The organism is Clostridium pabulibutyricum (assembly GCF_058242705.1).
In genome coordinates, this window is record NZ_JBZAYZ010000010.1 from 81,712 (window position 1) to 99,514 (window position 17,803).

Here is a 17,803-nt window from a genome sequence, read left to right on the forward strand (position 1 = left end):
GAGGTAAAGCATGATAGACAAAAAAGAGAATTTTGATAATAAAGATATAGTTTCCACTTTGGAAAAAAAGAAAGATTTCAAGTTGAATCAGGCTTATGTTCCTACATGGAGACATCTCGGATTGAATAATTTTACCGCCAGTGATTTCGAGTTTCCGGAGATAGGAAGGTATTCTAAAGATTATATAGATTTTAAGAGGGAAGACTTCGAAGGCATAGAGATAAGTAATATAAAGGACAAATCGAGAAATGGATGTTTTTGTGATGTATCGGGCTTTGAAGATGCAGTTTCAGTTTCAGATGATTTTGTGAAAATTGCTGAAGATGGTTTCAATTCCGGAATATATGTAGGTGTACCCGAAAATAAAAGTTCGAATTCTTATATAAGAGTTAATTTTAGACCTGATGAAGACAATCCGGTGGTTGTAGACAACAATTTGATTGTTGCCGGTCAAAACAGCAGGATTACAGTTCTGTTTGATTATTATACAGAGAATGATAATACAAAGGCTTTTCATGATGGGCTTACACGTGTAGTTGCAAAACAGGGATCAGAGGTCAATGTTGTAAAGATACAGAGGATGAATGATAAATCTTCACATTTTGATTCGAATATGGCTCTTGTAGAATCGGGAGCAAAAGTCAACTGGGTTACTGTTGAAATCGGAAGCGGTATAAATGTTACAAATTACAATTCGGATTTGAAGGGTGAAAGAAGCGGTGCCGACATATACTCGGCATATCTTGTAGATGGAGATAGAAAGCAGGATTTATATTATACTACTAATCACTTTGGACGCAGAAGTATGAGCAATATGGTAATAGAGGGCGTACTTAAAGACAGGGCGAAGAAGGTATTCAAGGGGAATATAGATTTTAGAAAAGGTTCTTCAAAATCAAAAGGTGCCCAGTCAGAGGAAGTACTTCTTCTTGATACTACAGTAAAGACGGATACACTTCCGATGCTTTTGTGTCATGAAGAGGATGTGGATGGAGAGCATGCTGCAAGTGTAGGAAAGATAGATGAGAATCAGCTTTTCTATCTCATGAGCAGAGGTTTTGGATACAGTCAGGCAGAGAAGCTTGTGATAGAAGCGAGATTCAGCCCTATTTTTGATAGGGTTCCTGCAGAAGATTTGAGAGAGCTTCTTTCTCAGGAGCTTGTAAGGAGGCTTGAAAAATGAAGACTTTGATGGATATTGAAAAAATAAGGCATGATTTTCCGATACTTTCAATAAAAGTTGATGGAAAGAATCTTGTATATTTTGATAATGGGGCAACGACGCAGAAGCCTGTTCAAGTTATGGAAGCTGTAAAAAATTACAATGAAAATTTAAATGGAAATCCACATAGAGGGGCACATTATCTTGGAGTTACATCCACTGAGGCATTTGAGGGTGCCCGTGAGAAAGTAAGAAAATTTATAAATGCTGAAAAGGCATGTGAAATTGTATTTACAAGAAATGCCACCGAGTCATTGAATTTGATTGCCTATAGTTATGGCATGAATTTTATAAAAGAGGGCGATGAGATAGTAATAGCTATCTCAGAGCATCACAGCAATGTGCTTCCATGGCAGATGGTTGCCAGGGCCAAGGGTGCAATATTAAAATACATGTATATTGACTCCAATGGCAGGATTACGGAAAGCGAGTACAAGACGAAAATCACTGAAAAGACGAAAATTGTTGCAGTTGCACATATGTCGAATGTTTTAGGAACCAAGTATCCTGTAAAGGACATAGTGGAATATGCACATGAAAAAGGTGCGATAGCTGTAGTTGACGGTGCGCAGAGTGTTCCACACATGAGAGTTGACGTAAGAGACATTGATGCTGATTTCTTTGTGTTTTCAGGTCACAAAATGCTTTCTTCCATGGGAATTGGAGTTCTTTACGCCAAAGAAAAGTTTTTGCTTGAAATGCCTCCTTTTTTGAGAGGCGGAGAGATGATAGAGTATGTTACCGAACAGGATGCCACATTTGCAGAGCTTCCTTTCAAATTTGAGGCTGGAACTCAGAATGTAGAAGGCGCGGTGTCTTTAGGTGCAGCTATAGATTATATTGATTCCATAGGAATTGACAATATAGAGGAACATGAGAAAAAATTGACCGGATATGCATTGGAGAGGCTTTCAAATATAGATTATATTTCAGTATATGGTCCCAAAGATGTAAGTGACAGAGGGGGAATAATATCATTCAATATAAAAGATGTTCATCCCCACGATGTTGCGACAGTACTTAACAGCTATGGAGTAGCGGTAAGATCCGGTCATCACTGTGCACAGCCTCTTATGAAATACCTTGGAATACAGGCATCATCAAGAGCAAGCTTTTATTTATACAATACGATTGATGAGATAGATATTTTTATAGACGCAGTTAAAAATGTAAGGAAGTGGTTAGGCTATGGACGATCTTAGCATGATATATTCACAAATAATAACAGAACATAATCAGGACACTACAAACAAAAGGGAAATAAAGAATGCTGATTTGGAAGAAAGAGGACACAATCCAAGCTGCGGAGATGATATAACAATTTCGTTGAAATTTGATGGAGATGTTATACAGGATGCTGCATATGAGGGAAGTGGATGTGCCATATCCCAGGCATCTACATCAATGATGCTTGATCTTATAAAGGGAAAAACAATTGATGAGGCTATGGATTATGTAAAGACATTCATAGGCATGATAAAGAAAGAAATTACAGATGAAGAAGAACTCGAAAAGCTTGAAGATGCCATAGCGTTGAAGAATATATCAATGATGCCTGCAAGAGTGAAATGTGCAGTGCTCGCCTGGCATACACTGGAAGAAGCGATAAAGAAGAGAGATCAAAAAAAATAATAATTTGTGTGGAATGTCAAAAACTGTGGTTTTGTTACGGGAGAAACTACAGTTTTTTACTTGAAAAAATAAAAAGTTTAGTACTGACAGCAGATAATATAGTACAATTAAGTAGTAGAGAACTTATATCAGGAGGGATATTAATGGATAAGAAATGGCAAAATGTGAAAAATGGAACCGATATAAGAGGAGTAGTACTGGAAAATGACCAAAGACCTGTAAACCTTGAATATGACATGATAAGTACTATAGCAAGATCTTTTGCAGAGATTTTATCTTCCAAAACGGGAAAAGAATTTAAAAATTTAAAGATATCAATAGGTATGGATTCGAGAATAACAAGTCCCAAAATAAAAGATATCTTTGTGTCCGAACTTCAAAAGATGGGTTGTTTTGTATTTGATTGTGGACTTTGCTCAACTCCGGCTATGTTTATGAGTACAGTATTTGATGATTATAAATCAGATGGTGCGGTTGAGATTACAGCAAGTCATTTGCCTTATTATTATAATGGACTGAAATTCTTTACTAAAAAGGGAGGTTTCGAGGGAAGCGATGTAGAAAAGCTTCTTGATGTTGCGGATAGAGGGGTTTTTAAAGAATCCGAGCAGCAGGGAAACATTCAGAAGAAAAATTTAATGGATGATTACAGCAATTTCCTTGTACATAAGATAATAGATGGAATTAAAAATACCGGAAATAAATTGAAGCCGCTTACTGGATTCAAGATAGTGGTGGATGCTGGAAATGGTGCAGGTGGATTTTTTGTAGAAAAAGTCCTTAAAAGGCTTGGTGCAGATACTGAAGGCAGTCAGTTTATAGAGCCAGATGGAAGGTTTCCAAATCATATACCGAATCCAGAAAAAAAGGAAGCCATGGATTCTATAAAAGATGCAGTTCTCAAAAACAATGCAGATCTTGGAATTATTTTTGATGCCGATGTAGACAGGGCGGCTGTAGTTGACAGCAATGGCGGAGAAATAAATAGAAATTCACTTATTGCACTTGTATCGGCAATTGTACTTTCAGAACATCCGGGTTCTATAATAGTTACGGATTCAGTTACAAGTACAGGACTCAAGAAATTTATAGAATCTCATGGAGGTATACATCATAGATTCAAGAGAGGTTACAGAAATGTTATAAATGAGGCTATAAGATTTAATGACGAAGGGAAAGAATGCTATTTTGCAATTGAAACATCAGGACATGCTGCCCTCAAGGAAAATTATTTTCTGGATGATGGAGCTTATCTCGTTTCAAAGATAATTGTTAATATGGCGAATTTGAGAAAGGACGGTGGAAAAACACTAGGGGATATTATATCAAAACTAGATATTCCGCTTGAAAGCTCGGAGTATAGAATAAATATCAAGTTGGATGAATTCAAAGATTATGGGAATAAGATACTTGAAGATTTGAGAAGTTTTGTTTCCAAAGTGCCTGGTTGGAGCCTGGAACCTCAAAATTATGAAGGAATACGTGTAAATTGTGATGATTCTCATGGTGCAGGATGGTTTTTACTTAGAATGTCACTTCATGAAGCTGTAATGCCTCTTAATATCGAATCAGAGAGGGAAGGGGGAGTAAGCTTCATATCCTCTAAACTTTTAGAGTTTTTAAGTGAATATGACAAACTTGATTTATCAAGCATAAAATAGTAAAAGAAGTGGATTTTCCACTTCTTTTACTATTTTCTAAAATTGTCAAGTTCAATTAGAAGTTTTTTCTTATCATCGTCCTCAAGAAAAGATGCTGAAATTCCGTTCGCTATTGTTTTCTTTATGTCAGATGACGTAAAATGTTGATATTTTACAAGGCAGTTGTATTCCTTTATTATATTTGTATCTGAAACTGTAGTGTTATCCGTGTTTACCGTGACAGCAATCCCTGCATCCAAGTATTTTTTTATAGGGTGGGATACATAGGAGGAAACAGCAGAAGTATTGATATTACTTGTAATGCACATTTCAAGTGGAATTTTTGATTCTGCAAGAAAGTCCATTATGTGCTTTGATTTGAAAGCATATACGCCATGACCTATTCTTTCCGCATCAAGAAATTTTATTGACTTTGTTATGTTTTCAAAATTTCCTGTTTCACCTGCGTGTACTGTTCTGTGAATACCAAAGTATTTTGCCATCTCAAATGCTTTTTTGTGTATTTCAGGAGGAAAACTTTCATCTCCAGCAAGGTCTATGGCAGCTACACCACAATTAGCAAAGTTTTCAGCTTGACGTACAATATATTCACCTTTTTCAGGAGAATCATGTCTCATTATGCATAAAATGAGATTTGACATGACATTGTATTTCTTTGAACCATACTTTATTCCCTCAAGGGATGCATTTATTACATCTTTCAGGGAAAGTCCATTTTGAATGTGGTTCAAAGGGGCAAAACGTATTTCTATATATCGTATATTTTGCTTTGCGGCATCTTGTATAAGTTCATATGTTACTCTGTATATATTTTCGTAACTTTGCATAAGTCTTATAGGTATGTTGAATTTCTCAAGATATTCTTTAAGTGACGCACAGACTTCGTTTGCCTTTATATATTTTGAGAGACTGTCTGTAGTTTCAGCAGGTAGTTTTATATTCTCATTTGATGCAAGATCAAGCATTGTATCAGGGCGTATGCTTCCATCTAAATGACAATGAATATCAACTTTAGGAATGAATTCTATTAATTTATCAAGCTTCATAATACCACATCCTCATCACAATAAATTATAGCTTTAGAGTTGGAGTATGGCAACATTCTAAAGAGATATTTTAAAAAAGTGCATTTTTGATGCCCAGTCTTTTTTATAAGATACATTTAAAAGGTTTGGAGTGTGCTGTGATATTAAAGGACAATTTCCACTGATTGAAGTTACAATTGCAGAGTGGCGTACTCTACCTTTTGAATTCTCATAAAAGATTATATCTCCAGGGGATAGTTTCGAGGGTGAAGATATTTCAGTTCCCTTTATACCATGCAAGTTTTCGGAAAAGTTGATTTTAAGGTACCAGTAAAGAGAGCCTGCAACGGCCCAGGAAATTGAACAGGCATTTTTATCGTACCACCACTGATTATTTCCAAGGGAAACAAAAGGGGCACCACCGAACCTCAGACATTGGGATACAAAGTTTGTACAGTCTCCTCCGCCGGAACCATGTACAGTGAAATATCTGTACTTTGGATTCGGCTTCAAAGCATGATTTATGGCATATGCTGCAGCATCGTTTCCTGAATATGATAGCATGATTTTTTTCATTTTATACTCCATATAAAAGTGATTCTGATATAATACTATGATAATTATTTAAGTTATGTTACGAAACTTGTCCCGAGTAAGCCTGCGTTTGCTTGCAGCAATTGAAAAAAATATGCTTACTGATATTATTACAAATATAATTGAAAGCGACAGGGGTATTGAGATGCTTATGTGAAAAAATGCAACTGACAATTTTATCCCTGTAAATATAAGCACTAGTGCCACTCCGTATTTCACATATTCAAATTTATTATGAACTTTTTGAAGTAGAAAATACATGCTTCTAAGGCCTAGTATTGCGAAGATATTTGATGTATATACTATGAGTGGATCAGTTGTTATTGAAAAAACTGCAGGTATTGAATCTACTGCAAATATTATGTCGGATATCTCTATCAGTATAAGAACTGCAAATAGGGGAGTTGCATGCAGTATTTTATTTTTCTTTATAAAGAATTTTTCACCGTCAAGTTCATCCGAAACGGGAATTATCTTATTCAAGAATATAAGTATATTGCTTCTTTTGAAGTCGCGTTTATTGTCTTTAATAAATATCATCTTGAATCCGCTTATCATAAGAGTTATTCCAAATATGTACAAAATCCAGTGAAATTTGTTTATTATGGAGACACCGAGAACAATAAATAAAAGTCTTAAAACTATAGCACCTATAATTCCATAACTCAGTATTCTTTTTTGAAATCTGGGACTTATAGAGAAACTTTCAAATATGAGCAGGAAAAGAAAAAGATTATCAAGGCTGAGGCTTTGTTCTATTACATATCCGCCAAGGAAGGAGAGAGCTTTTTGAGGACCCTGGAATATGTATATGCATGCATTAAATAAGAGAGCAAGAGCTATCCATATTAATAGATTTTTTAGAGCTTTTTTTGTAGACATGGTTATACCTCCTTTAATTTTATGTATAGAGAATAACATGAACAGGCAAAAATATCAAGTAAAATTTATTGTTTAAAAGGTTAATGATAAACTTATATATTAAAACTCAATTATAAATTTGTGCTATAATTAAAATCTGTATATTATTGATTGTAGGGTGATATTTTGGATAGAAATAAACTTGTTGAAATCTTCAAAGAGCAAACAGCTGGCAGGAATTATGGAAAGGGACTGAAAATTTTAGAAAATGATTTGGTTTCGTCATGCAGTGTTGAAAAATCAGATGATATTGTGTGCATAACAGGAGAGGTGATTTCGGAAAGTCTCTTCAGTACTTACAATGTAAAAATAGAGATGGATGTAAAGAACAGGGAAGTCATATCGACATATTGCAGCTGCAAAGATTATGAGAAAAATGAGTTCAACAAGGATAATTACTGCTGCAAGCATGTTGCAGCGTTGTTTTCCAGTTCCATTGGAGAGGTTTTAAAAGAGTTTGATTCTTCCATTCAGTATAAGGGAGGAGAATCAAAAGAACTTAAATGTGGAGAAGATACACTTTCAATGCTTCTTGATGGGGAAGATAATAGACAAGAAATAAAAATAGAGGTGTATGTTGAGAGAAACCAGTGGAACAATAGTATTTCGGCACAGTTTAAAATAGGGCTTGTATCTATGTGTTCAAAGGAATTATATGTTTTAAAGGATATATATCAGTTTTTGACAGCAGTTAAGGGTAGAATTTCTGTAAACTATGGTAAGAAATTTGTATTTGATATGAAAAGGTGTATGTTTTCTATAAAAGATAAAGCTCTTCTGGATTTTATAAGGATGCTTGATGATATTTATAGCAGCAATACATATAGGAGTAAAATAAGAAAGTCAAACATAGAGGGAAAATATATAAATATACCAGATTACCTCGTACGGGAATTTTTCTATACTGTCAGATATCATAGAGTTTATCTGGATGAAGGTTTTTTGTATAGGACAGTGGAGACAGAGATAATTTTGGAAAATCCACCGGTTCAGTTTCAAATTTCCAAGAGGAAAGAGGCATATGAACTCCAGGTACCTGATGGTATGCCTCTTCCATTGAGTTCAAGAAATAATGTCTTTTTATATGGAACTATGGTATATCTGCCTGAAATCGAATATTGTGAAAATATAAAACCCTATCTTTCAGTGTTTCTGGGATTAAACAGAATTGATTTTCCGATTCAACAGGAAGATAGGATTTTGAGAAGGTTGATTCCAAGGCTTAAGCAAATTTCTTTGAATCTGGATATATCCGGAGACATAAGAAAGAAAATAGTAGATGAAAAATGTATACCAAGGTTTTATTTTGATATGCAGGGAAAGAAAGTTGAACTGGGGGTAAACGTAAAGTATGGCAGCTGTGAGTTCAATATATTTGGAGACTGTAGAGAAAAAGTGGTGTACAGGGATTTAAAAAAGGAAAATCAAATCCTGGTTCTTTTAAAAAATCTTGGGCTTGAAAGAAAAAGTGACAAATTTTATTTTATCGGTGGAGATGAGTATATCTTTAGATTTTTTAAAAGTGATGTTTTAAAACTTCAGAAAGCAGGAGAAGTATTTTATTCCGAAAATTTCAAAGGGATAAAGTACCTTGATAAAAGCAGCATTGCGGTTGATATAAAAAGTGGAAAATATGATTACCTTGAAGTTGCTTTTAAAATTGGAGATATACCAAAGGAAGAAACTAAGAATATATTGAGGGCGTTCAGAGATAAATTAAAATATTATAAACTTAAGGATGGCCAGTACCTCGATCTTGAAAATATGGAAATTAAGAAGCTTTTAAAATTTATAGATACAGTGGCTCCAAAAGATTTGGACGGCGGAGATTTTAAAGTAAATAAAAATAAAAGCATTTACATGGAACAATATATTGAAGATAATAAAATGAGGTATGTAAGTGGAATTGATGCTTTAAAAGAAATAAGAGACAAACTTATGGAAGTTAAAGATATGAACTTTGCCGTACCGAAGGAATTGAAGGCTTCTTTGAGATCATACCAGCTTGTAGGATATAATTGGTTTAAAACACTGGATTACCTTGGATTTGGAGGTATACTCGGAGATGAAATGGGACTTGGAAAAACAATTCAGACAGTTGCATTTCTTCTTTCAAATAAAAACAGCAGTTCACTTGTTGTAGTGCCGACGTCGCTTGTGTACAACTGGTTGTCTGAATTCAATAAGTTTGCCCCTGTTATGAAAGTATCTGCCGCAGTTGGAAGCAAATCTGAAAGAATGAAAGTTATAAGGGGCAGTTTGAAACTTAATGTAGTTGTAACTACATATAATCTTTTAAGAAGAGATATTGAGTTGTATTCGGATATTCAATTTGATTACTGCATAATTGACGAGGCACAGTATATAAAAAATTCACATTCAAAGAATGCGGAAAGCGTGAAGAAAATAAATGCCTGTAGAAAGTTTGCACTTACAGGTACGCCGGTTGAAAATTCAGTTATGGAAATATGGTCTATTTTTGATTTTATAATGCCGGGATATTTGTATGACGAAAAGAGATTTACTGTAAGATATTATAAGAGATTTAAAGAGGAACCCTTTGTAATTGAAGATTTAAACAGGCTTGTGAAACCTTTTATATTGAGGAGAAAGAAAAAAGATGTACTTAAAGAACTTCCTGCAAAGATAGAAAGGACAATTTTGCTGGAAATGGACAAAAACCAGAAGAAAGTTTATAAGGCATATGCAAAGTATGCACTTGAACTTATACAGCACAAGGTACGTGATAGTGAATTTAGAAATAGCAAAATAGAAATACTTTCATATATAACTAAACTGAGACAGATATGTATTGATCCTTCTATTGTAATGAAAGATTATGATGGGGACAGTATCAAGATGGAAGCTTTATCTGAATTTTTGCTTCAAGCTGTTGATGAAGGACATAGGATACTTGTTTTTTCACAATTTACGTCTGTACTTAAAAATATAGAGGGAAGACTGGACTCAATAAATATTAGATATGAGTATTTGGATGGTTCCGTAAGTTCAAAGGACAGAATTGAATTGGTTGACAAGTTCAATTCAGGAAATAGCCCTGTGTTTTTGATAAGTCTCAAGGCAGGCGGTACTGGGCTTAACCTTACATCCGCAGATATAGTTGTCCATTTTGATCCATGGTGGAATCCTGCTGTGGAGTCACAGGCTGAGGATAGAGCCCACAGGATAGGGCAAAAACATGCTGTGGAAGTGGTTAAGCTCATAGCAAGAGGAACCATTGAGGAGAAGATAATTAAACTTCAAGATGAGAAAAAGCGTCTTATAGACAATCTCATAGGTGATGGATTATCTGGAAACAGTGGAATAACATCAATGTCTGAAGAGGATATAATAAATTTATTCAAGTAACATGTAAGTTGAGTTTGTAAGGACTTCATCAGAAGTCCTTGTTTTTGTAACTGAAATAGGACATAAGGAAAGATACTGCGTATATTGCACAAAGAAAAACTACAAGCATTAAACAAATTAAACTGTCAGGTATATTTTGGAGAGAATTAGAAACTATACTAAAATTAATATCTTTAGATTTGAACAATAATGTAAATACAAGGAAAACTCCAAGGAATAGAAATAAGAAAACATATCTTGTTGCAGTATAACCATATTTGTAATATACAGGCAGATCAACAGAAGCTAGAATTATAGTTCCTGCAAAGCTCCCAATTATAATTTCGGGATGCAGTGTCGAGGGTACCTGTATAATATTTGCGATATAAAATATATTGGGAATTGCATATGCTACAATTATACCTATGGCGTGGAATATGAAGGGAGATATATATTTTGAGACTATTATTGTTTTTCTCGTAAGAGGAAAGCTGTTTAGCATTACGTTTGCTCTTTCATCATAATAAAAGGTACCTGTCAAAAGAGAGTAAGCTGAAAAGGTAGCTATAAATGAGAACATTATTTCAGGAGAGAATGTGAAATTTAAACTTGTTATGACTGTAACAAATAAAATTGATATAAAAGTTCTTTTTTGTATAAGTAGATCCTTTAAAATTAAACTGTACATATAAGTACCTCCATAGTTATATTTTTGGAATTAAATTATGATAAATTTCTATGCCTGTTGACGGTATATATCATTATGTCATCAAGAGAGGCTTTTTCTATAAGAACTTTGTTTTGGGACAGCTTTGCAATTTTTGATGCCTTGTTTGTAAGTCCCTCAAATCCAAAATCATTTTTTTCAATGCCAATAAAATATGATTCAATGTCAGGTGTCAGAAGATTTCTGTCGCCTTTTATAATTGTATAATCTTCAAGTACTGCATCTTTTGTTTCTGAAAAGACAATATGACCGGAATTTAAAAAAGTTATATAGTCTGCTGTTTTTTCAAGGTCGGATGTAATATGTGTGGAAAAAAGTATTCCTTTGTTTTCATCCTGAATTACGGAATATAAAATATCAAGCATTTCACTCCTAAAGACAGGATCAAGCCCGGAAGTTGGTTCATCCATAATTATAAAATCTGCATTATGTGAAAGTGCGATTGCAAGTGAATATTTCATTTTTGTTCCTTTTGAAAGTTTTTTTATGCTTTTGTTCTGTGGAATTGAAAATTCATTCATATATTTGTTGAAAAGTTTGTCATCCCAGTTATCATAAAACATTTTTATTATGTTTTTCATTTGCGTTGTGGTGAGGTTTTCATAAAAACAGTTTTCATCATATACAAATCCTATTTTTTGCTTGATTTCTTTTTGCGACTTTATATTGTCGAGCCCAAATAATTTTATTGAACCGGAATCTCTGTTTACAAGGTTCATTATAAGTTTTATGGTTGTGCTTTTACCTGCTCCGTTTGGTCCTATAAGGCCCATTATATATCCTCTTGGCAGTGTGAAACTTACATTTTCAAGATTGAATCCATTGTATGTTTTACATAGTTTTTTTACTTCAAGTATATTTTCCATTTAATACCTCCGAAATTTATATATTATCGTATAAAATATCAATCATTTCTTTTAACTCATTTTTTGTGAGGCCTATAAGCTGGCTGCTATTTATTGCATCCATTAAATTTGATTCTATTTCTTTTATTTTTCTTTCTTTTAAAAATTCCTTATTGCAGGAGGAAACGTAGGAACCTTTACCTGGAACTGTTTCTATGAGTCCTTCTCGTTCTAGTTCTTCATAAGAATGTTTTGTTGTAATTACACTTATTTTAAGTTCTTTGGCCAAGTTCCTTATTGAAGGAAGCATTGCACCTGGTTCAATTTCTCCTTTTAGTATGCTTTCTTTTATTTGTTCTTCAATTTGTTCATATATAGGATCTTTTGATGTATTGGAAATAATTATTTTCATTTTGATTCTCCTAACAGTATATACAGTATATATAAGATTATATACAGTATATACTGTAATCATATTTGTGTCAACAGCAATTTTAATTCTTAATTATGTGATAAATGTTGACAAAAAATATGTCTAAGCATACTATATTGATAAAATGTAAAAATTGAGTGTTCGACATTAATTATATAATAGGAGTTGTTTTATATTGGTAGATCAAGATAAGATTAGAAAGGCAGTAAAGATGATTATTGAAGCAATAGGAGAAGATCCAAAGAGAGAGGGCCTAATGGAGACTCCACAGAGAATTGCAAAAATGTATGATGAAATTTTCAGCGGACTTGAAAAGAGTCCGAAAAAATATCTTGAGAAGATGTTTACTGCTTATGACGATGATATTGTACTTGAAAAAGATATAACATTTTATTCTATGTGTGAGCACCATTTTCTACCGTTTTATGGTAAAGCACATATTGCTTATATACCTTCAGGGAAAGTTACAGGACTAAGTAAACTTGCGAGAACTGTTGAGGTATTTGCAAGACGTCCCCAGCTTCAGGAGAGAATGACAAGGCAGATAGCTGACTCAATTGAAAAATATCTTCATGCGAAAGGTGTAATGGTTGTTATTGAGGCTGAACATATGTGCATGACCATGCGTGGAATAAAAAAGCCGGGAAGTAAAACAGTAACGTCTGTTGTACTTGGAGAGTTTAAAGAAAATCCCCATTTGAAAAAGGAAGTATATTTAATGATTGGTGAGTGAATTGATTTAAATGGATAGAATAAATTTAATACTTTACAATAAGAACTTTGTAGAATGTTTAAATAATAATTATAAATTTGAGAAAAAAAGAAAATTTTGCAATCATAATATAGTACATATTCTTGATACGGCGAGAATTTCATATATAATAAATATTGAAAACAATTATGGAATTGAAAAAGATATTGTTTATGCAGCGGCACTCCTTCATGATATTGGCAGATGGAAACAGTATAGAGACAATGTGCCTCATGAAGTTGCCAGTGCAGAAATTGCTGAAAATATTCTTGGACAGTGTAATTTTGAAAAAAGCGAAATTTCAATGATAATTTCAGCTATAGCTGCCCATAGAAACAGCAATTCAGGGAGTGACATTCTGTCACAAATAATATACAAAGGAGATAAACTTTCTAGAAAGTGTTTTTGCTGCGAGTCGAGAGAAAAATGTAACTGGCCTGACAGCAGAAAAAATTATACTATTAAATATTAAAAGCTATTGGAGGTTTTGTCTTGAAAAAAATGGTTATAGGAGATAGAGTTTTTGAAATTGGAAAAAGAACTTATGTAATGGGAATTTTAAATGTTACACCTGATTCATTTTCAGATGGTGGTAAATTTAACAATATAGATAAAGCGGTTTCTCATGCAAGGGATATGATAGCGCAGGGTGCTGATATAATAGATGTAGGAGGGGAATCTACACGTCCAGGGCATACGTTTCTAGACGAAAAAATGGAGATTGAAAGAATAGTTCCTGTAATAGAGGCGCTTACAAAAGAAATTGATGTACCTATCTCGATTGATACTTATAAGTCGGGTACTGCAAAGGCTGCTGTACTTTCCGGAGCATCGATGATAAATGATATATGGGGACTTAAATATGACAGAGATATGGCAAGGACAGCAGCGAAACTGGACGTGCCATGCTGCATCATGCATAATAGGAAAAATTCAAATTATGATAATATTATAGTTGATATACTTAAAGACCTTGAAGAGTCCATAAATATTGCACTAGAGGCAGGAATAAGAAAAGAAAACATAATTTTGGACCCTGGTATAGGATTTGCAAAAAACTATGAGCAAAATCTTGAAATTATGAATCAACTTGAAAAATTCAAGGAGTTTGGGTATCCACTTTTACTTGGAACTTCCAGAAAATCGATGATTGGGAATGCACTCGATCTTCCTGTAGGAGAGAGGGTCGAAGGTACCTGTGCTACTACAGTTATAGGAATAATGAAAGGGTTTGATTTTGTGAGGGTTCATGATGTACTTCAAAACAAAAGAGCGTGTATCATGACAGACACTATTTTAAGGGGAAGATAATACATGAAAAATGGCGATTATATAATAATAAAGGATCTTGAAGTTTATGCATTTCATGGAGTGAATGAGGAAGAAAAGCAGCTTGGACAGAAATTCATTTTGACGCTGAATATATCCGCTGATTTAAAGGAGGCTGCAGCAAAGGATGATATTTTAAAAACTATAAACTATGCACAATTATGTTCTGAGGTTGAAGCTGAATTTAAGCGGAATAAATATAACCTGATTGAAACGGCAGGGGGAAAATTAGCAGAATTTATTCTCACGAAATACAATTTTGCAAATGAAATCGAAGTTACGGTAAAAAAACCATGGGCTCCAATTGGAAGTTCACTTTCTTATGCTGCAATAAAGATAAGAAGAAGTTGGCATGATGTATTTATTGGTATAGGTTCTAACATTGGAGATAAGTCAGGAAATATTAAAAGATCCATTGAAATTATAAATTCATCTAAATATTGCAGGGTAATTAAGGTTTCAGATACATATGAAACTAAACCTGTTGGATATGCAGAACAAGATAATTTTCTAAATTGTGCTGCTAAAATCAAAACTATGCTTTCACCATTAGAACTTGTCAAATTTTTAATGAAGGTTGAGAAAGACTTGAAAAGGGAAAGAAAAGTAAAATGGGGACCGAGGACCATAGATTTGGATGTATTGTTGTATGATGATATTATTTCAAGTGATGAAAGTATAATAATACCACATCCTAGAATGCATGAGAGGCTTTTTGTATTAAAGCCGCTATGTGATATAGCACCATATGTAGTGCATCCTATACTGAAAAAGAGAATATTTGAAATAGAGAAAGAAGTATCCAAAACACAGAAGTTATTATGATAGATGGCAGCATATTAATGAAAAGTTGATATGCTGCCTAATTCTAATTCATGGAATTTAATATTTGAATTGAAGTATCCTTGGAGATATTACCTTGAATGGTATATTGTATATTGTTTTTAATCCAGGACAGCTTTGACTCATCGGAGCCTTTGGTCTGAGAAAAATATGCTCTTACACTGCCAATATACATTTTTTCACCGGTATTGTTTCCAAAATTTACATTTTTGTCTTGCTTTATTGTAAAGCTGCCATCAGGTGAGGAATAACTCATAACTATAAATTTTTTTTTGTCGTCTTTGGGAAGAGCTATATCTTTAAGGGCAAATTTATCAGGAAGATACGACGGAGTAGTAACTTTTTGTCCAAAGTTTTTTTCAGCAGAATCTATGGTTATTACAGTAGTATTTTTATCTGATTTATTTGAACCTTGAGCTTTGGTTTCTTCAATAGCAGAAGTATTCTCGCGATATTGGGAAACATTTGATATTTTATGTTTCTCAGTTGTAGTATTGTTTTCTTCAGAAATTTCAGAAGATGGTGTATTGTTCTTTGAAACATTATCATTGGCAAGCTGTGAAACTTTTGTATTATCTGAGCTGTTTTTATTTGCAGTGTTGGTAGTTTTATTTTTCGTGCTGTCAGTTTCTGCTTGTGATTTATAAGCATATTTGCTATCTTTTTTGGAAGTATTTTTGGGTATGCTTTCAGCAACATTTGGATTAATAATTGAATTTTTTATTATATTGCCTATATTTTTTAATTTACTCTCAGTAGTTGATATACCTAGACTATATTTTTTGCTTATGCTATCGGGCAAAAACAGATTATAACTGGTTGTGGTAAATACAAATAACGCAGCACATATACCTGCGGCAAAAGCAGGTTTAAAATTATGACTTGATCTACTTTTGCATTTATTTAATGTTTTTTTCTTTAGATCTTCCGTTATATGAAGATCTTTCAATGCTGAGTCTGTAATTTGTTTAAAAAATTTAACATCATCCTTCATATTCAATAGTACCACCTATGCTATATTTTAATAAATCTCTTGCCCTGTAAAGCCGGCTTCTTACTGTACCCTCTGGTACTTTTAGTGCATGACTTATTTCCCGGGTAGATAGTTCCTGATAATAATACAAAAGTATGACTTCTTTATATTTCTTGGGTAAATCCATTACTTTTTTAATCAGGTCTTCATGTTCTATGTTTTTGATTACTTTATCATCTATGTTAATTGAACTTTCTTTAGTACTGAACATTCCATATTCAGGATCTTGAAATCTGAGTACCTTTTTAATCCAGGAGCTCCTAAGCACATCACGGCATGTGTTTATGGTAATTGCAAGTATCCATGTTTTTTCGCTACTTTTTCCATTGAATTTATGAAAGTTTTTATATACCTTTATAAATACTTCCTGGAATACATCTTCAGCCAAATGTCTATCTTTTAGATATATGAAAGCTGTTCTGAGTACGTCATTTCCATAAGAGTTCATCAATCTTTCTAATTCTTTGTCCAACTTACTCTCCTTTCCATATATTAGACGCAATATATTGATTATTTGCTTCCTTGGCTTTTTCTAAAACATATAATTATATTATAATACATTGAAACGGAACTTTCATTATGGAATATTTTAGAATAGATTTTCATAGGAGTGTAATAATTACTTTAAATTGAGAAAATTTTATCAAATAAGTTTAAGAAATCATTGTTGAGCCACCGTTCTATATATCCGTCCGTATTTTTGTTTTTCCATATAAGGAATACATTCTTTAATAAAGAAAAATGTGCCTAAAAGGCCGCTTCTCCAAGCTTTTTCCATTTGTGACACGGTCGTATTTTCTACCAATGATGGCATAGAGTCTTTGCCTGAAGTTGCTTGAGTATTGCGGTTTTAAAATCTTTTCATAAGTACCTCCATAGTATATTATAATTATGTGCCTTTATGCTAGCATTAATATGAGCTTAAGTCAATTATCAACAATATATAGGTGAAAAATTTAAAATAATAAGAAAAGATAATATCTTAGAATTAAGCTTAACGTAATTTCAAAGAAAGGAATATATTAATTAGTGATAAACAATAAAAAAGGAGCTGCCATTTGGATATATATGTTGTAAAATCGGGAGATTCAATATGGTCTATAGCGCAAAAATATGGAGTTGATATGGAAAGTATAATATCTGCCAATGGATTGAATCCTTCAGAAAGTTTGGTTATAGGTCAAACTCTTGTTATTCCAGGAAGATCTCAAGAATATGTAGTTAAACAGGGGGATTCAATATGGTCTATAGCAAATAAATTTGGAGTATCGATGCAAAGTATAATTTTTGAGAATAATATATCGAGTCCAAATAGTATTTATCCGGGAATGACAATTTCAATACCTTCCATGGCCAAAGAATATGGATTCATTGAAACAAATGCTTTTATACAGCCGTCTACACCTGAGAGAAATCAGAGATGGATCTAAGTCAATAAA

18 protein-coding genes are annotated in these 17,803 nt (G+C 33.3%); 10 read left to right on the plus strand and 8 right to left on the minus strand.

Features of this window, described 5'->3' with window-relative positions; all coding sequences use genetic code 11:
* Positions 1-10 precede the first annotated feature (10 nt).
* The 4 genes from sufD to AC4CVH_RS11535 all read left to right on the plus strand — a co-directional run bounded on the left by sufD (position 11) and on the right by AC4CVH_RS11535 (position 4,515).
* Entirely contained in the window at positions 11-1,183 is a 1,173-nt protein-coding gene (gene sufD / locus AC4CVH_RS11520; protein ID WP_490787898.1) for a Fe-S cluster assembly protein SufD, read from the plus strand.
* Entirely contained in the window at positions 1,180-2,424 is a 1,245-nt protein-coding gene (locus tag AC4CVH_RS11525) for a cysteine desulfurase (protein WP_490787899.1), read from the plus strand. The genes sufD and AC4CVH_RS11525 overlap by 4 nt, the downstream gene beginning before the upstream one ends.
* Positions 2,411-2,854 (plus strand): Fe-S cluster assembly sulfur transfer protein SufU, encoded by a 444-nt coding sequence (gene sufU / locus AC4CVH_RS11530; protein ID WP_490787900.1) that lies wholly within the window; start codon positions 2,411-2,413, stop codon positions 2,852-2,854. The genes AC4CVH_RS11525 and sufU overlap by 14 nt, the downstream gene beginning before the upstream one ends.
* Positions 2,855-2,997: 143 nt before the next feature.
* A complete protein-coding gene (locus tag AC4CVH_RS11535; protein ID WP_490787901.1) occupies positions 2,998-4,515 on the plus strand; it encodes a phosphohexomutase domain-containing protein in 1,518 nt (505 codons plus the stop codon).
* A 29-nt stretch (positions 4,516-4,544) separates the two neighbouring features.
* Here AC4CVH_RS11535 and add read toward each other — a convergent pair whose 3' ends face one another.
* The 3 genes from add to AC4CVH_RS11550 are packed head-to-tail and all read right to left on the minus strand — an operon-like array spanning position 4,545 to position 7,055.
* Complete coding sequence (add, locus tag AC4CVH_RS11540; protein WP_490787902.1) at positions 4,545-5,561, minus strand: adenosine deaminase; 1,017 nt, start codon at positions 5,559-5,561, stop codon at positions 4,545-4,547.
* 57 nt (positions 5,562-5,618) lie between these two features.
* The gene (locus AC4CVH_RS11545; protein WP_490787903.1) at positions 5,619-6,116 is read right to left on the minus strand and encodes an amidase domain-containing protein; all 498 of its coding nucleotides are present in this window, start codon (positions 6,114-6,116) and stop codon (positions 5,619-5,621) included.
* 48 nt (positions 6,117-6,164) lie between these two features.
* Entirely contained in the window at positions 6,165-7,055 is an 891-nt protein-coding gene (locus AC4CVH_RS11550; RefSeq protein WP_490787904.1) for a TerC/Alx family metal homeostasis membrane protein, read from the minus strand.
* Between the two features lie 123 nt (positions 7,056-7,178).
* On the opposite strand from AC4CVH_RS11550, the gene AC4CVH_RS11555 reads away from it, so the two are divergent.
* Positions 7,179-10,424, plus strand: a complete 3,246-nt coding sequence (locus tag AC4CVH_RS11555; protein ID WP_490787929.1) for a DEAD/DEAH box helicase — start codon at positions 7,179-7,181, stop codon at positions 10,422-10,424.
* A gap of 28 nt (positions 10,425-10,452) precedes the next feature.
* Here AC4CVH_RS11555 and AC4CVH_RS11560 read toward each other — a convergent pair whose 3' ends face one another.
* The 3 genes from AC4CVH_RS11560 to AC4CVH_RS11570 are packed head-to-tail and all read right to left on the minus strand — an operon-like array spanning position 10,453 to position 12,387.
* Positions 10,453-11,091: an ABC-2 transporter permease gene (locus tag AC4CVH_RS11560; protein ID WP_490787905.1), complete on the minus strand. Its 639-nt coding sequence runs from the start codon at positions 11,089-11,091 to the stop codon at positions 10,453-10,455.
* 35 nt (positions 11,092-11,126) lie between these two features.
* Positions 11,127-11,996: an ABC transporter ATP-binding protein gene (locus tag AC4CVH_RS11565; RefSeq protein ID WP_490787906.1), complete on the minus strand. Its 870-nt coding sequence runs from the start codon at positions 11,994-11,996 to the stop codon at positions 11,127-11,129.
* A 16-nt stretch (positions 11,997-12,012) separates the two neighbouring features.
* A complete protein-coding gene (locus AC4CVH_RS11570; protein WP_490787907.1) occupies positions 12,013-12,387 on the minus strand; it encodes a GntR family transcriptional regulator in 375 nt (124 codons plus the stop codon).
* A 196-nt stretch (positions 12,388-12,583) separates the two neighbouring features.
* On the opposite strand from AC4CVH_RS11570, the gene folE reads away from it, so the two are divergent.
* Genes folE through folK form a run of 4 tightly spaced genes read left to right on the plus strand, consistent with a single transcriptional unit; the run spans position 12,584 to position 15,313 of the window.
* Positions 12,584-13,141, plus strand: a complete 558-nt coding sequence (gene folE / locus AC4CVH_RS11575) for a GTP cyclohydrolase I FolE (RefSeq protein ID WP_490787908.1) — start codon at positions 12,584-12,586, stop codon at positions 13,139-13,141.
* A gap of 10 nt (positions 13,142-13,151) precedes the next feature.
* Entirely contained in the window at positions 13,152-13,631 is a 480-nt protein-coding gene (locus tag AC4CVH_RS11580; RefSeq protein WP_490787909.1) for an HD domain-containing protein, read from the plus strand.
* Positions 13,632-13,660: 29 nt separating this feature from the next.
* Positions 13,661-14,470 (plus strand): dihydropteroate synthase, encoded by an 810-nt coding sequence (folP, locus tag AC4CVH_RS11585; protein WP_490787930.1) that lies wholly within the window; start codon positions 13,661-13,663, stop codon positions 14,468-14,470.
* A 3-nt stretch (positions 14,471-14,473) separates the two neighbouring features.
* Positions 14,474-15,313 (plus strand): 2-amino-4-hydroxy-6-hydroxymethyldihydropteridine diphosphokinase, encoded by an 840-nt coding sequence (gene folK, locus AC4CVH_RS11590; RefSeq protein WP_490787910.1) that lies wholly within the window; start codon positions 14,474-14,476, stop codon positions 15,311-15,313.
* A 43-nt stretch (positions 15,314-15,356) separates the two neighbouring features.
* Here folK and AC4CVH_RS11595 read toward each other — a convergent pair whose 3' ends face one another.
* Complete coding sequence (locus AC4CVH_RS11595; protein WP_490787911.1) at positions 15,357-16,325, minus strand: DUF4367 domain-containing protein; 969 nt, start codon at positions 16,323-16,325, stop codon at positions 15,357-15,359.
* Complete coding sequence (locus tag AC4CVH_RS11600) at positions 16,315-16,836, minus strand: sigma-70 family RNA polymerase sigma factor (protein WP_490787912.1); 522 nt, start codon at positions 16,834-16,836, stop codon at positions 16,315-16,317. Before AC4CVH_RS11600 ends, AC4CVH_RS11595 begins: the two co-directional genes overlap by 11 nt.
* A gap of 586 nt (positions 16,837-17,422) precedes the next feature.
* Between AC4CVH_RS11600 and AC4CVH_RS11605 the strand changes: the two genes are divergently transcribed.
* The gene (locus AC4CVH_RS11605; protein WP_490787913.1) at positions 17,423-17,794 is read left to right on the plus strand and encodes a LysM peptidoglycan-binding domain-containing protein; all 372 of its coding nucleotides are present in this window, start codon (positions 17,423-17,425) and stop codon (positions 17,792-17,794) included.
* Positions 17,795-17,803 lie beyond the last annotated feature (9 nt).